The 13,863-nt window shown below is 42.3% G+C and carries 14 protein-coding genes; 2 read left to right on the forward strand and 12 right to left on the reverse strand.

Features of this window, described 5'->3' with window-relative positions; translation table 11 throughout:
* Positions 1-242: 242 nt before the first annotated feature.
* From IQ246_RS23895 to IQ246_RS23920, 6 genes are all read right to left on the reverse strand, one after another.
* On the reverse strand, positions 243-1,355 hold the full coding sequence (locus IQ246_RS23895) for a cell wall metabolism sensor histidine kinase WalK (protein ID WP_194005829.1): 1,113 nt from the start codon (positions 1,353-1,355) through the stop codon (positions 243-245).
* A 5-nt stretch (positions 1,356-1,360) separates the two neighbouring features.
* On the reverse strand, positions 1,361-2,071 hold the full coding sequence (locus tag IQ246_RS23900) for a response regulator transcription factor (protein ID WP_194005818.1): 711 nt from the start codon (positions 2,069-2,071) through the stop codon (positions 1,361-1,363).
* A 118-nt stretch (positions 2,072-2,189) separates the two neighbouring features.
* Positions 2,190-2,885 (reverse strand): NYN domain-containing protein, encoded by a 696-nt coding sequence (locus IQ246_RS23905; protein ID WP_194005819.1) that lies wholly within the window; start codon positions 2,883-2,885, stop codon positions 2,190-2,192.
* 736 nt (positions 2,886-3,621) lie between these two features.
* Positions 3,622-4,116: a hypothetical protein gene (locus IQ246_RS23910; protein WP_194005820.1), complete on the reverse strand. Its 495-nt coding sequence runs from the start codon at positions 4,114-4,116 to the stop codon at positions 3,622-3,624.
* A 159-nt stretch (positions 4,117-4,275) separates the two neighbouring features.
* Positions 4,276-6,477 (reverse strand): pentapeptide repeat-containing protein, encoded by a 2,202-nt coding sequence (locus tag IQ246_RS23915; RefSeq protein ID WP_194005821.1) that lies wholly within the window; start codon positions 6,475-6,477, stop codon positions 4,276-4,278.
* A gap of 58 nt (positions 6,478-6,535) precedes the next feature.
* Complete coding sequence (locus IQ246_RS23920) at positions 6,536-6,874, reverse strand: hypothetical protein (RefSeq protein ID WP_194005822.1); 339 nt, start codon at positions 6,872-6,874, stop codon at positions 6,536-6,538.
* 407 nt (positions 6,875-7,281) lie between these two features.
* On the opposite strand from IQ246_RS23920, the gene IQ246_RS23925 reads away from it, so the two are divergent.
* Positions 7,282-7,713 carry a hypothetical protein gene (locus IQ246_RS23925; RefSeq protein WP_194005823.1) on the forward strand — a complete coding sequence of 144 codons (432 nt, stop codon included), beginning with the start codon at positions 7,282-7,284 and terminating at the stop codon, positions 7,711-7,713.
* Between the two features lie 83 nt (positions 7,714-7,796).
* Here the strand turns inward: IQ246_RS23925 and IQ246_RS23930 are convergent, their stop codons facing one another.
* The 6 genes from IQ246_RS23930 to petB form a co-directional block, all read right to left on the reverse strand.
* Positions 7,797-8,168, reverse strand: coding sequence for a hypothetical protein (locus tag IQ246_RS23930; protein WP_194005824.1), 372 nt, complete (start codon positions 8,166-8,168; stop codon positions 7,797-7,799).
* A gap of 91 nt (positions 8,169-8,259) precedes the next feature.
* The gene (locus tag IQ246_RS23935; RefSeq protein ID WP_194005825.1) at positions 8,260-9,447 is read right to left on the reverse strand and encodes a glycosyltransferase; all 1,188 of its coding nucleotides are present in this window, start codon (positions 9,445-9,447) and stop codon (positions 8,260-8,262) included.
* A gap of 37 nt (positions 9,448-9,484) precedes the next feature.
* A complete protein-coding gene (locus tag IQ246_RS31370; RefSeq protein ID WP_370588538.1) occupies positions 9,485-9,655 on the reverse strand; it encodes a hypothetical protein in 171 nt (56 codons plus the stop codon).
* Positions 9,656-10,053: 398 nt separating this feature from the next.
* Entirely contained in the window at positions 10,054-10,497 is a 444-nt protein-coding gene (locus IQ246_RS23945) for an anti-sigma regulatory factor (protein ID WP_194005826.1), read from the reverse strand.
* 210 nt (positions 10,498-10,707) lie between these two features.
* Positions 10,708-11,190: a cytochrome b6-f complex subunit IV gene (gene petD / locus IQ246_RS23950; RefSeq protein WP_162397444.1), complete on the reverse strand. Its 483-nt coding sequence runs from the start codon at positions 11,188-11,190 to the stop codon at positions 10,708-10,710.
* 245 nt (positions 11,191-11,435) lie between these two features.
* Positions 11,436-12,083, reverse strand: a complete 648-nt coding sequence (petB, locus tag IQ246_RS23955; RefSeq protein ID WP_194005827.1) for a cytochrome b6 — start codon at positions 12,081-12,083, stop codon at positions 11,436-11,438.
* A 505-nt stretch (positions 12,084-12,588) separates the two neighbouring features.
* Between petB and ctpA the strand changes: the two genes are divergently transcribed.
* Entirely contained in the window at positions 12,589-13,833 is a 1,245-nt protein-coding gene (gene ctpA, locus IQ246_RS23960; RefSeq protein ID WP_194005828.1) for a carboxyl-terminal processing protease CtpA, read from the forward strand.
* The last annotated feature ends 30 nt before the right edge of the window (positions 13,834-13,863 follow it).

Raw genomic sequence — 13,863 nt, forward strand, 5'->3', positions numbered from 1 at the left:
TTATAAATTACCCCGGCAGCATTTATTATGTGCTTGAGGTATCTATTTCTTTTGTGTTGATATAGCTTCAACTTCAGTGTTTTCATATTAGTATTTTACCAAAAATATGAAGCTAAAAACTCATTTTCTTTTTAAATTAAGCAAAGTCGCCCTTGAAGGGCGAGGCTTTAAACCTATGTTTTTGGTAAACTAATTAAAAAAGCAGCCAGAGCAAAAGTAGACATCAGTGGTTTTTACACAACTCAAGCTAAAGGCAGAAAAAACTGAAACACACTCCCATCTCCCAACTTACTTTCTACGTAAATTTGACCACCTTGCAGTTCAATCAAGCGACGGGAGATAGTTAAACCAATGCCGGTTCCTCCAGAATGGCGATCGCGAGACTGATCAGCTCGCCAGAAGCGCTCAAATACATTGGGTAAATTCTCTGGTGCAATACCAATACCTGTATCAACAACCGCAATCCAGAGTTTAAATGCTTCACTCCAAGCACGAATAGTAATTGAACCTTGGGTAGTGTAACGTACTGCATTACCAAGCAGATTCACTAACACCTGTTCTGTGCGGTCAATATCTGCTAACACAGTAGGCAGAACAAACGGACATTCCAAATGTATGACTGGCCCATCTTCCAATAACTGGTCGCTAAATCTCTCCACTAATGACTCTAACAAAGGATGCAGATTTACTCGTTGTATATTAATTGGCAAATAGCCAGCTTCTGCCTTAGAGAGTTCTTGTAAATCGTTTACCAACCGCTCTAAGCGCTTAGTTTCCTTTGCTAAGCGCCGATAAATCTCAGGAGACGCTTCAATTCCCCCATCAGCCAATTCTTCCAAGTAACCACGCACAACTGTAAGCGGTGTGCGTAGTTCGTGGGTCATATCTCCAATCAGTTCCCGCCGCCGTGCTTCTACCCCTTCTAAACTAGCTGCCATCCGGTTAAAACTAGCACCCAGTCCATTAAGTTCTGGAATGTCAGATAGAGGTAGTCGCGCATCCATCTGACCAGCAGCAAATTTTTGGGTGATTTGTTCCATCTCAGTCAACCGCTGCATAATCCGTCTGGACACCCAGTAACTCAATCCTCCAGCTGCGGTGGTACCAACTAAAACTGACCAAATAGTACTTCGCCGCCAAGCAAGTTCAAATCCTGTAACCAATTTGGGACGGACAGCGATTAAGTTAAACCCTTGATTTTCTAGTCGTTGCAAATGTAGGACAAACAAGCGGGGGGAAGAAACTTTACTAATAATCACCAGACTAACGACCCCCACCATCATCACTACTAAGTGGGAGAAAAATAGGCGCGATGCCAAAGGCAAGGACTTCGTCCAACGCAAGCCCATCTTCATGAGACTCATACTACTAGGGAATCTTCAAATTTATAACCCACCCCAACAATAGTTTTAATAAAAGTGGGATTCCCAGGATCAGGCTCAATCTTTTTTCGCAATCGAGCTACATGAGTATCTACCACACGCTCATCACCAAAAAAGTTATCTCCCCAAAGTTTGTCAATTAATTGGGTGCGGTTCCAAACTCGACCGGGATTACTAACAAAAGTGCTTAATAAATTAAATTCTAGGGTAGTTAAGTCCAAAATTTCTGCTTGCTGGGAATTTATTTGGCGACTGGCACTGTGCTGGTCTACATCTACTATAAAGTGTTGGGTACGATTGACCTGATATTGTCCCCCTTGGCGGAGGCTACGCCGCAACAGTGCCCGCACTCTAGCTACTAACTCTCTGGGGCTAAAGGGTTTGACCATGTAATCATCAGCACCAGTAGATAAGCCAATAACACGATCAATTTCTTCGCCTTTAGCCGTGAGCATCAAAATGTAAGGATCTTTTGCACCTGGTTTTTGACGAATTCTGGCACAAACTTCTAAACCATCCAAACCAGGAATCATTAAATCTAGGATGATTAAATCAGGTTGTTGCTCCTGAAACATCCGCAAGGCATTCATCCCATCGCGGCTAATGCGACAGAAAAATCCTTCTTTTTCTAAAGAAAGTTGGATTAAATGAGCAATTTCCAGTTCATCTTCAACTATTAAAATATCCATCTCTTTTAAGGTTAAGCAAAATACACAGAATGATTTCCTGGTTTGCCATTTTACTCCAGAAACTTATTAAAGGTTTTGCAGTAATTAGTATAGACTGTGATGGATTTTAGATTGAAGTTTAAAGGTTTGAATTTGATGATGCTCGATAACTATAGCCAAGATGGGAATCCTTCTGAATTTGTTTTTTAATACTATCGAGGTCAATAAAGCAATCAGCAACATCAATCAAGCTTTCACTGGTCATTGTTCGTAGACTAACCACTTCTACTCGATCACCCATTCTGCTGACAGCATTTACAGCATAGGCTAGATCTCCATCTCCACTAACTAAGACCGCAGTATTGTAGTAGGGAGCTAAGTTGATCATATCTACAGCAATTTCTATATTCAAATTTGGTTTTTTTAAATTATCTGCTAGCAAAACTATATCTTTAGTAACTACACGATAGCCATGACGTCGCATCCACAATAGAAAACCCTGTTGCTTTTCATTCGTGAAATCAACCCCAATATAGAAAAAAGCACGCAATAGTCGTGAATTATTAGTTAAACGACAAAGTAATTTGAGATAATCAATTTCAATGCCGAGTTGTAAAGCTGTATGAAGCAGGTTTAAGCCATCAATAAAAATAGCAACTCGACCGCGATTTAAACCATTAAAAATAGAACCATCAATCGCAGTATCTTGCATTTTTGGATCTCGATTTTTGACAGCGGAATCAATAACAGGTTGCCCTGGCCAATGGGGTTTATCTCTGAGCACTTTATATTCATTGAATTCATTTGTTTGTTTGTTTGAATTAGTAAAATTCATTCATACCTCTGGATTTTAAAATTGGAAAAATTTTGGCTAAATTGGCAAAAGATAGTTTATGTTGATTTATAACCTATCAGGAAATTAACGTAAGTCGTTAAATGCAAATAAACTTAACTAGTTTATACTGCACAGAATCTAAAGTAAATAGTTCAAATATTTTTAATATATATTTAAGATATGAGGGCTAGTTTGTGTTTCCATAAATATACTAGTATTTTCCCAGCATAGCTGCAACACGCTTGAGGAATAGGGTGTTACTCTAAGGGTAAGGTTTGAATAAGCGATCGCCATCTATATATTTTTATTTTACCTCTGTATTTCAAAAAGCTTACAGTTAAAGATTTTCTGCATATTTATACAAAGATATTTACCACATAATTAGGCGCTCAAGTATTTACAAAAAAATCAGTAATTTTATTAATTTGAGCTTGTAGTTTCGTGCAAGCATTTGAACGAGATATTTTTTGTACTACTCATCTTTACCCTCAATCCTAATTTAGAGAAAAGAGAAGCACTCTCGCTAATTGTCATTACTTCTGAAAGATGCATCAGCAAATGATCCCACCGCTCTCAGGTGTTGATGATAGCTAGAGAATTTGCTCAAGTTAATCTGTAAACTCCCCTAGGATTTACAGTCAAGGGGAGCGATCGCTAATATAAACAATATGAAATAGATGCGGAAATTTTCCACAGGGAAAGCTGAGCAAAATTCGTGAGCTTTACCAATTGCCCATTAAAATCTTAAACCAACACCACCTTGCACGGAAACTGCTGCACCACCGCTATCACGGTAGGCATCAAAAGCAATGATGGCATTGCCAAAAATCACAGTATTACTATTTGGGACGACATAATCAACTCCCGGTTGTAAGGCAAAACTAATTTTGTCACCCACAGGAGAAGAGTTACCACCACCAGCCAACACCAACCCAGCTCCTAAGTAAGCATCAGTTTGCCAGTTAAGAGGAAGGTCATAAGAAACCGTTGGTACAATTGCTGTATTTTGTCCTATTAAAGCTTGGGCGCGGAAAGAAATCGGTGCTTCCAAAAGCTTGTAGCGGACTGCCAAAACTCCCCCCAATTGGATACCGTCAGTAATACCAACAGTCGGCCCTATACCAACATAGCTGCCATACGCTACTTGAGCCTGTGCTGCTTGGGTGCTAATGCCCAGATTTAAGACCAAACCAGCCGCCACAACTGAAATCCAATAAGGAAAATACTTCATACCCTACTCCTCACACCATCTTAGATTTTGTCATTTGTTATAAAAGTCAAAGGGTTAAGGGTCAAGAGTAATTTGCTATTTGTCAAGAGTCAAGAGTCAGTATTTATTTCCCTTGCACTCCTCTGTGTGATCCTCTGCCCTCCTGCTCCCCATCTCATTCTAGGGGCAACGGGGATGAATGCCTCCTTGAGTACAAATGTAAGCCAGTTGCTTGGCATCTAAATTTTTGGCTTGAGTAAAATCAACTCCTTGTACTACAGCAGACTGTGAGCCAGTATCTGGAGTTTGTACAAATTGATCAGCTGGATCTTGTTTGCTAGGAGCGAGAATTGTCCCCTGGAAATCTGCTCCTTTTACATTCGCTCCCTGTAAATCTGCAAGACTTAAGTCGGCATTTCGTAAATTAACGTTTTCTAGATGAGCAGAGCGCAAAACAGCACCAGTCAGACGAGTAGCGCTGAGGTTAGCATTGCTCAGATTAGCATGATCTAAATAGGCTCCTGATAAATCTGCTCCTTGCCAATCGGTTTTAGTTAAGTTGGCGTGAGACAATATTGTTCCTATAGCAATTACACGACCTAAACGAGCGGCATACAAATTGGCTTCGTTCAATTTAGCATCACCTAAATCAGCCCCAGTTAAGCTGGCATTTTCCAAGACTGCACCACGCATATCGGCTCCCACTAGCTGGGCGCTGCTGAGGTTAGCATCAACGAAACGTGCATCGGATAAGTTTGCTCTGTTGAGAGTGGCGCGGCTTAAATTGCTACCGTTCATTAAGACACGGCTAAGGTTGGCATCAGTCAGATTAGCTTGCTTCAACTGAGCTTGGTTCAAATTAGTGATCATATCGTCGTAAGTATCCCAGCGTCCATCTTCACCCACGCCTCGGAAGCGACTACCCTTAAAACTGGCTTGGTTAAGATTTGCAGATTTGAACTTAATACCTGATAAATCAACATTATCTAATACTAAGTTGAACAAGGAACTTCCGTCGGAGCCGCTTCGACCTAATTGGGTACGACTAAGATCGATACCATTAGTTTGACCACTGTAAACAGCGAGAATCTTGTTAATTGTACCTTGGTTGAGTTGTAACCGCTTTTGTCTTAATTCCTGCTCTGGGGATGCGCTGTTACCCACAGATTCTATCTCGGTAGCCAGAAACTGATTCTTGTTTTTTAATTCGGGTATGGCTTTAAGACCGACACTTACCAAAGCTTGTTGAATTGTATCCAAAAGGATGGGGTTGGTTTCGTTAACCAGGAGATCTACAAGAAATTGGATTGCTTGTGGATCATTGAGACTACCCATAGCTATAATTGCACTCCGGCGTTCTTCATTGGTAGCGCCAGAGTTGGGACTTAATTGTTTTACAAGTACCAGAAACTGTTGACTATTGATTTGCTTGGCTGTCCGCTGGGTTTGCTGGGTTTGGATGTAGACTTGAGTGCCTATTAAAGTAGCTAACACAGCAGTCATGCTCACCAGCGCTACTCCAAATAAAATCAGATTGGGGTTTTGCTGTATCCGCAGCCACAAGGTAGGGGAAGAGGTAGTTTCTGTTGAGTAGTGCAGCGGCTTGTCGCTAGACATCGCCATTGATGTGGTGGCTACTTGCTCATTTCCCTCTTGCCATTCATCGGTTTCATTTTCTATGGGAGACTGACTCCGGCTTTTGCCATCCTCGCTCTTGGGTGACAAAAGACGAGTAGCATCTATAGTATAAGTACCTGCAAGTTGATCGTGCAGTGCGCGACGTCCCCGGCGCGACGGCAAGCCCATCCCTTCTGCTATTACCATTAATACAGCTAAAAATGTGAATAACCCTAAATTAGGAAAGGCAAAGCTATAGCGCCACAAAAAATAAGCGATGGATATAGGTATAGTCCAACGACCAATTCCTTCTCTTACCACAACTGCTGCCAAACCAGGTGGCTTTCCTTGCTTATTGACAACCCGCACGCCAAACCGACGCTTGGGAATTGTGCTACCAGTCTTAGCTAGTAAATACAATTGCCACCACGAGATAGTTACAGGTGCTAACAGAGCTACCGTCCACAAGAAATTAGTCGGCCATGCAACGTTACGGATGCCATAGCTAACAGGTAAAGCCAAAGGCCTAGCGATCGCTCTTTCCGTTACTACCAGAACGGGGTTAAGTGGCACTCGGTTCAGATCGCTTCTAGAATTGGCATACACACCAATGCTAAAGGGAATCAACCCACTGGTAACTACCAGTGTGATTTCAGCGGCCCAAGCCGCAAAACGCCTAGTTGCGAACGGCAACGAATTGGCTTTTCCTGGTTCTTTTGACTGACTAAATTCATTACTACTTCTCCTCACAATTGGGGTGGCCATCGTATCATTTCCTTTAACTTTATTTCTACGCTGCTAGTAGCACAGTTAAATTAGACTATTACTTACGTTGAAAGTTACTAGACACAAAAAATTTGTATCCAACATACATCAACACTGCCAATAGTGCCAGACTAATCACAGATACAACCAGTTTGAACACTGCTTGGAGCATCGCAAAGCCTATTACCACTGCCACACCAGAAACTATCCACTTTTTCGTCCCAGATAAGCTGTTGAACCAGCTTTGAAATCGCTCTAGGTACAAGTTAAAGTTGGCACTAGACTGAGATGTCTGTTTTGGCTCTTGTGGTTGGGGAACCACTTCGGACGAAGTATTAATCTCTGCCTCTAGCTTTTCAAGGCGATGCTGCAAGTCTTCTTCAGGTTGAGGATTCATCAATCTTTTCTACCTTAGCTAGGATATTTATTCAACAACAAAGTAACCAAATTTGATTACTGGTGGTTTTCTTAGTGATTTTAGCTAATATTTGTATGTACAAAACCTTTGTAAACAAGGAAAAATTATGTTTTTCTCCTATTACTTTTCAAGGGTTGATTCACATAAATTTACTAGTCATTGGTTATTTATACCAAGATGAGCAGAGATGAGTAATTGGGATGATACTGCTTCTGGTCATTGCTCGCCTCCTCATTTTTGAATATTTAGTTATATAGCGATTAATTTACAAGATATAAAATTATACGACACCTTTTGGAACAAAGACCATTCGCTGTCGTCTAAAAAAATAGATTAAGTATATTATCACAATATTGCTCTAGAAACAGTCGGGAGCATTAATTAAAATGAAGACGCTTAAGCCATTTAAATTTGTTCCCATAGCTTTAATGATGAGTTTGGTTTTCACCGAAGCTAGTTTTGCACAGACACTACAAATCCAAATTAATCGAAATCTGCAATCGGATCCACTGATTTTAAATGGACAATCTGGGGGATCTATCAAAAGCAATTGCGGCAATGTAACTGCTGCACCCAATCAAATTATCGAGGTTACAGAGTCACTACCTTACTTGCGATTAACAGTTGAGACTAAGGGACAGCCAACACTGTTAATTGATGGCCCTGGGGGACGCTTTTGCGTACTAGCGGATAGTTACTCTGGAGGCAAACCAGAACTTTCCGGTTACTGGCAGCCAGGAAAATATTTACTATTTATAGGCGAGTTATCACAACAACAGCATAGCTATACCCTCTCTATTTCACAACAAAAGAAATAGTCCAAAATTCATAGTCCACAGTTCAAGGTTTTTAATTTTGACTGTTGTACAGAGGCGTAGACCCTCCCAGAATTGACCAATGACTATTCTTCCAGTGATTTGGCTGGTACTTCGACTGCTGTAACATCAATGGTTCCTTCTGGTGTGAAGCGCCGAAAATGACCATTTTGTAATAACAGAGGCTCTCCACAGCTAGGACACTGCAATTGACTATTATTTAAACCCGTAAATTCATGTCCACAGACGGGGCACTGATCAGCAACCAAGTTGCGTTGTAGCCACCAGCGAAACCCAAAGAAAGCAACAATGGGTGCCAATAACAGCAACCCAAAAATAATTAGCAAGGAGTTAACCAACCAACCCAAGCCCAGTGATGCCAGCAACCAAACAACTGCTAGTAGGGTGAGCCAAGGGCGGAGATTCAAAAGATTCAATTGAAATGTCTTAAAGCTCATTTTTTAAATGTCGTCCTGCTCTCCTTCTAGGATAGCGAGTTTAGCAAAGAGCGGAGCCGGAGACACTCTACCTCCAGTCAAGAGTATAAAGTCAATCCAGAGTTTTTTGGCCCTTGACTCTGGATAAAAGTTGCTCTTGCAGCCGCTGTTTGAAAGCATCTATACCGAAGAGAGCGATGGCCTGCTCTCGCAACCATTGCCCGTCACAACGCTGGTCATTCCCTTGGAGAATTTCTATACAAGCTGCTGCTACAGCATCTGGGCTGCGGTGCGGCACTCGCCATCCTAGTTTACCATCCTGCAAGGGATCAGCTGATCCATCGTCATCACCAGATAACACAGGTACCTGACAAGCCATCGCCTCCAGATAGACAATACCAAAGCCTTCTTGAGAAGGCATAATGTAGGCATCAGCAAGGCGGTAATGTTCCATTAATTGTTCTGTGGGAACGAAACCTGCAAAAACAACGCGATCGCTCACACCTAAATCTATTGCTAGCTGGGCTAATCGTGGTTGGTCATCGCCACGACCAATTATCAAGTATTTTACTTCTGGAAAAACCTCAGCGATTTGCGGTAAGGCTCGAATCGTAACATCTACACCTTTGTAAATATCCCCTGACCATAGCCGCGCTACGGTCATTAATACCTTGGCATCAGTTAAGCTATACTTGTTAACTAATTCTGGCTGCTTAAAACCAGGAGTAAATTTATCTGTATCAATGGTACAAGGCACCATCTGGATGATATTGGGGTCTAAACCATTAGCAGCACAAGCGCGATCGCGGCTGTAACGACTAATTGTCCAAATTCCAGATGCTGAGGACAGAGCACGGCGTTCTTGATTTTTAAGCGGTTCCCAGACTTCCTTGCCATAAGTTAGGACGGTGTAGGGAATGCCCAAAGGCTGGCAAAGGGTTTGTATAAGTACTACTAAGTTAATGTGTCCACAAAAAACTTGCTGGGGACGGTTTTGCAACAGACACTTGAGCAAAGCTGCTGCCATTTTGAGTCTTCCTAGGTGGGGGGACTGATTTTGAAAGTAATGAAATTTTAAATTTTGGGACTCAAAAGGATTTGAGCAGTCAGGATGATCTCGCAGCAAAAAAACTTCCGCCTTGTATTGGCTCAATCCCAGATATGAACGAAAAATATCTTTTACATAGGATTGAATCCCTCCTTCACGGGCAAAAATTTCTAAAAATACGAAAACATGGTTAGCGTTTTTGTGAAATTTATTACCTAAATTTGGGTTATTTGCCACTGTAATCGTTAACATATTGGTTTATTTAAACTCGCGGTGAGGGTGCGATTACTTAGTGCGCCTTACCTCCAGCCTTCCTAAAAGCATCCTTCGGGGTAATACAGGCGATCGCACCACTTTGTAGCCGCTTTAAATCTGTTTTTACCAATCCCACGACTCGATAACCCTGATTGAGGAGTAAATGGCTGAGATAATAGCCATCTTGATTGGTAACTCCAGTAATTAGAGCTGTCTTAGTATATTTTGTCCTCCACCCTCTCTGTCTTTTTAAGCACTAGACGGCACTGATTAAAGAACAAAAATCAGACTCCCAACACTGCTGACAAATCCTAACAAAAGAGCCACTGCAACTCGAATGCTGTCTTTACTGTATTCACTAATTTTTTTTATACAAACTTATATATAATTTTTACGATAAAATTTACAAAAATTCAGTAATATTACGATTGTAAAATACAGAAAATTGTAAGTTATTGATACTAACTTACACTCCAAGATATGACTTCGACCTTACCTGAGGTTTACGCTGCTCTCAAGAGGAGAAACTAATTTGGTAGGGAAGTAGAGAATGCTCTTTTTAGTTTTTAGAAGCATTCTCGTCTTGCCCTTGGAGATGCCTCGTTACTGTTGTTCTTCCACACAGTATTTAACGATGAGCAGACAATTTCTACCATCCGCGCCACGTTCGTAGACAACACGATCAGCTAGGCGTCGCAAGAGAAACCATCCATACCCGCCTACTTGCAGAGTACCTGGTGCTGGCTCAGCGATCGCATCAGGATTGAAAGGTTTTCCGTGATCCCAAATTTTAATTTCTAGCCGATCAATCCACAGATAAACGTCAATCTCAATGGTTGTTTCCGGTGGTAAAGCATGATGAGCGTGACGAACAGCGTTGGTAAAGCCTTCTGCTAATGCTAAGTTGAGGCGATAAAGTTGAGTTTCTGACCAGCCAAGTTGAGATAAATGTTGCAGACAAAATTTCTCAAACCATTGTTGCACCTGGTTTAGGAGCTTGAGTTCGCTCTTTACCGTCAGATGGTCTTGCTGCACTATGCTAAGCATTGACCGTGACTTGAATTAAGTTAAGTAAGAATTGTTCTGTGTTTGTTGGCTTTTAGTGATTCTAGCTTTTGGAATAGCTTTTTCATCCAAAACTCAAAATCCAAGATGCAACCTGGACTATTAAAATTGACGCCTGTTGATTTTTCTTAAAAGCACATCTGCATCTGCTTTTGAAACTTACAGGCGTCAAAGCACTTTGTGGTGACTAATTTAGAATAGTCCCAAGGTCAAAGATTTATCTAATGGGAGGGCTGCACCAATACCCAGCCACAGGGTAACAAGAGTACCAAAGAGGAAAACTGTGGTCGCAACTGGACGGCGGAAGGGGTTCTGAAATTTATTGACGTTCTCAATAAAGGGAATCAGGATCAGCCCCAGAGGTACGGACGCCATTGCTAACACTCCTAAGAGTTTGTTAGGAAGCGATCGCAAAATCTGGAAGACAGGATACAAGTACCACTCTGGCAGAATTTCCAATGGTGTGGCAAAAGGATTTGCTGGTTCACCTGTCATCGCAGGATCTAGCACAGCTAGAGCCACAATAGCAGCGAAGGAACCCATGATCACGATTGGAAATACGTAAAGTAGGTCATTAGGCCAAGCTGGCTCACCGTAGTAGTTGTGACCCATACCTTGAGCTAGTTTGGCTCTTAACTTCGGATCGCTGAGGTCAGGTTTTTTCTGTGTTGCCATACTTAAATGTGCTCTCCTGCTTAAATTAAGTTAAAGCATTTGTGAAAGCTATTAGCTATTCAGCAAGCCTGGCTGTGTGTGTTAACAGTCAGCCGTCCGCGGGCTTGTACAGCTTTCAGTTTAAGATGCATATTGTTTGTTATGTAACTTATCTGTCACTAAATTCTTATTTTTCATAAGTTAAGTTTAGAACAAACAACTCTATCTGGAAACCGACATCTGTTGCCTTTCGCTAATAGCTGAGATTACAAAGGCCCGGAAATGCCTTGCTTGCGGATCATCAAGAAGTGAAACAGCATAAAGACTGCAATCAACCAAGGCAACACAAAAGTGTGTGCGCTGTAGTAGCGAGTCAGGGTTGCTTGACCAACACTCGAACCGCCACGTAGCAGGTCAGAGATCAGAACGCCGACAACAGGAATTGCTTCTGGTACGCCGCTGACGATTTTCACAGCCCAGTAGCCGACTTGATCCCAAGGCAGAGAGTAGCCGGTGACTCCGAAGGAAACGGTGATTACAGCTAGGATGACACCACTTATCCAGGTTAATTCGCGGGGCTTTTTGAAACCACCAGTCAGGTAAACCCGGAAGGTGTGCAAAATCATCATCAGCACCATCATGCTGGCAGACCAGCGGTGGATAGAGCGAATTAGCCAACCGAAGTTGACTTCATTCATGATGTACTCCACTGAGGAGAAAGCTTCAGTGACTGTTGGTCTGTAGTAGAACGTCATCGCAAATCCAGTGGCAAACTGAATGAGAAAGCAAACCAGGGTAATTCCACCCAGACAGTAGAAAATATTGACGTGGGGAGGGACGTACTTACTAGTCACGTCTTCAGCGATCGCCTGAATCTCTAAGCGTTCCTCGAACCAGTCATAAACGTTGGCCATACAATCTCAAGTTCCTAAAAAGCGGTTGCGGTTGATAAATCCCGAAGTTCTGAATCGGCGACCGTTCGTGTAGCGTCTCCTTGAGGAGAAGTTCCGATGGTCGCAAGCCTAAGATTAAAAAGTCCAGATTTTGGAGAAACCTCCGCTCCAGCTTTTCGCTCCGCTCAGACTTCTCTCCCAATTAGCAATTTTGGGATTTTAGCAAAGAGGAATTTGTTTGTTTGTTTGCTTGTCAGCTTTCAGAGGGGTTAAAGTCTTAAGGAACTTAACACTCTGTAAACATCGAATATATTGCTATCTATTTGCAACCTAACACCAAAAATGGTGGTTACAAAGTAGATTTTATCGTCTAGTGAGTGAGATCCGCTGACATCAGCTGAGGGAACAACTTGATGAGAGCAATGCACCACTTCTATAAAAAAAGTAACATAGTCGAGAGATAGATTTCATAAACAACGAGGCAACTGGGCAGTTCTAGACAATTTGGGTTGAGGTGGAATTTAAAATGGGGTTCATGCACACAAAGGTTTTTCGGCTGGGATTTTCATTGTTAGTGGTGGTTTGGTTGGTGCTGGGCGCACTTATTCAACCAGCAGCGGCTTTGACGGGAGAGCAAAAGCTTGTTTCAGAAGTTTGGCGAATTGTGAATCGCACTTATCTGGATGAGACGTTTAATCATCAAAACTGGGCAACAGCGAGGCAAAAGGCTCTAGAGAGGCCGCTTCAAGATAACCAAGCAGCTTACGGGGCAATTCAGAAGATGCTCAAAAGCCTCAACGATCCTTTTACCCGCTTTTTAGACCCAGAACAGTACCGCAGTTTGCAGGTAAATACTTCTGGAGAACTGACGGGGGTAGGATTGCAAATTGCTTTGAATCCTGAGACTGGTAAGTTGGAAGTAGTGGCTCCCATAGAAGGTTCCCCAGCAGATAAAGCCGGGATTAGACCACGCGATCGCATCATCAAAATTGAGGGTATCTCTACTGAAAATTTGACTCTTGATGAAGCTGCGACTAGGATGCGCGGGCCAATTGGCAGTTTTGTCACTCTTTTAATCGAACGAGACCAAGAGGGAGAAACGGAAATTAGAGTTACGCGCGATCGCATTGCTCTTAACCCTGTGGTGTCAGAGTTGCGTGTTTCCCCAGAAGGTACACCTATTGGCTACCTTCGCCTAACTCAATTCAATGCCAACGCCTCAATGGAATTGGCACACGCTATTTCTAGTTTAGAAAAAAAAGGCGCTGCTGCCTATGTTTTGGATTTACGAAATAATCCAGGGGGACTATTGCAATCAGGAATTGAAGTTGCTCGTTTATGGTTAGATTCCGGGCCCATAGTCTACACTGTTAATCGCCAAGGCATTCAAGGAAGTTTTGAAGCCTTCGGCCCACCGCTGACAGAAGATCCTCTAGTGCTTTTGGTGAATCAAGGAACTGCTAGTGCTAGTGAAATTCTGGCCGGCGCACTGCAAGATAATGGTCGTGCTCAATTAGTAGGGGAAACCACCTTTGGCAAAGGTTTAATTCAATCCTTATTTGAATTATCAGATGGTTCAGGCTTGGCGGTAACAATTGCTAAGTACGAAACCCCTAAGCATCGAGATATTAACAAACTAGGTATTAAGCCAGACAAAGTTATTCCCCAAGCAGCCCTTAACCGCGAAAATATTGGTACAGAAGCAGATCTGCAATATCAAGCAGCGGTGGAACTTTTGGTCAAAGACTCGGTAGTAGCGGGAAAGGTGTGATTGGGTGTGGGGCATGGGGCATGGGGTATG

The sequence above is a fragment of the aff. Roholtiella sp. LEGE 12411 genome (assembly GCF_015206995.1).
Taxonomy (GTDB): Bacteria; Cyanobacteriota; Cyanobacteriia; order Cyanobacteriales; family Nostocaceae; genus Komarekiella.

Excerpts from the sequence above, each read along its gene's own strand:
- IQ246_RS23905 (WP_194005819.1), bottom strand. The coding sequence starts at position 2,885 with ATGAATTTTACTAATTCAAACAAACAAACAAATGAATTCAATGAATAT.
- IQ246_RS23915 (WP_194005821.1), bottom strand. The coding sequence starts at position 6,477 with ATGGCCACCCCAATTGTGAGGAGAAGTAGTAATGAATTTAGTCAGTCA.
- petD (WP_162397444.1), bottom strand. The coding sequence starts at position 11,190 with ATGGCAACACAGAAAAAACCTGACCTCAGCGATCCGAAGTTAAGAGCC.
- IQ246_RS23930 (WP_194005824.1), bottom strand. The coding sequence starts at position 8,168 with ATGAGCTTTAAGACATTTCAATTGAATCTTTTGAATCTCCGCCCTTGG.
- IQ246_RS23935 (WP_194005825.1), bottom strand. The coding sequence starts at position 9,447 with ATGTTAACGATTACAGTGGCAAATAACCCAAATTTAGGTAATAAATTT.
- IQ246_RS23945 (WP_194005826.1), bottom strand. The coding sequence starts at position 10,497 with ATGCTTAGCATAGTGCAGCAAGACCATCTGACGGTAAAGAGCGAACTC.
- IQ246_RS23925 (WP_194005823.1), top strand. The coding sequence starts at position 7,282 with ATGAAGACGCTTAAGCCATTTAAATTTGTTCCCATAGCTTTAATGATG.
- petB (WP_194005827.1), bottom strand. The coding sequence starts at position 12,083 with ATGGCCAACGTTTATGACTGGTTCGAGGAACGCTTAGAGATTCAGGCG.
- IQ246_RS23895 (WP_194005829.1), bottom strand. The coding sequence starts at position 1,355 with ATGAAGATGGGCTTGCGTTGGACGAAGTCCTTGCCTTTGGCATCGCGC.
- IQ246_RS23910 (WP_194005820.1), bottom strand. The coding sequence starts at position 4,116 with ATGAAGTATTTTCCTTATTGGATTTCAGTTGTGGCGGCTGGTTTGGTC.
- IQ246_RS23920 (WP_194005822.1), bottom strand. The coding sequence starts at position 6,874 with ATGAATCCTCAACCTGAAGAAGACTTGCAGCATCGCCTTGAAAAGCTA.
- IQ246_RS23900 (WP_194005818.1), bottom strand. The coding sequence starts at position 2,071 with ATGGATATTTTAATAGTTGAAGATGAACTGGAAATTGCTCATTTAATC.
- ctpA (WP_194005828.1), top strand. The coding sequence starts at position 12,589 with ATGGGGTTCATGCACACAAAGGTTTTTCGGCTGGGATTTTCATTGTTA.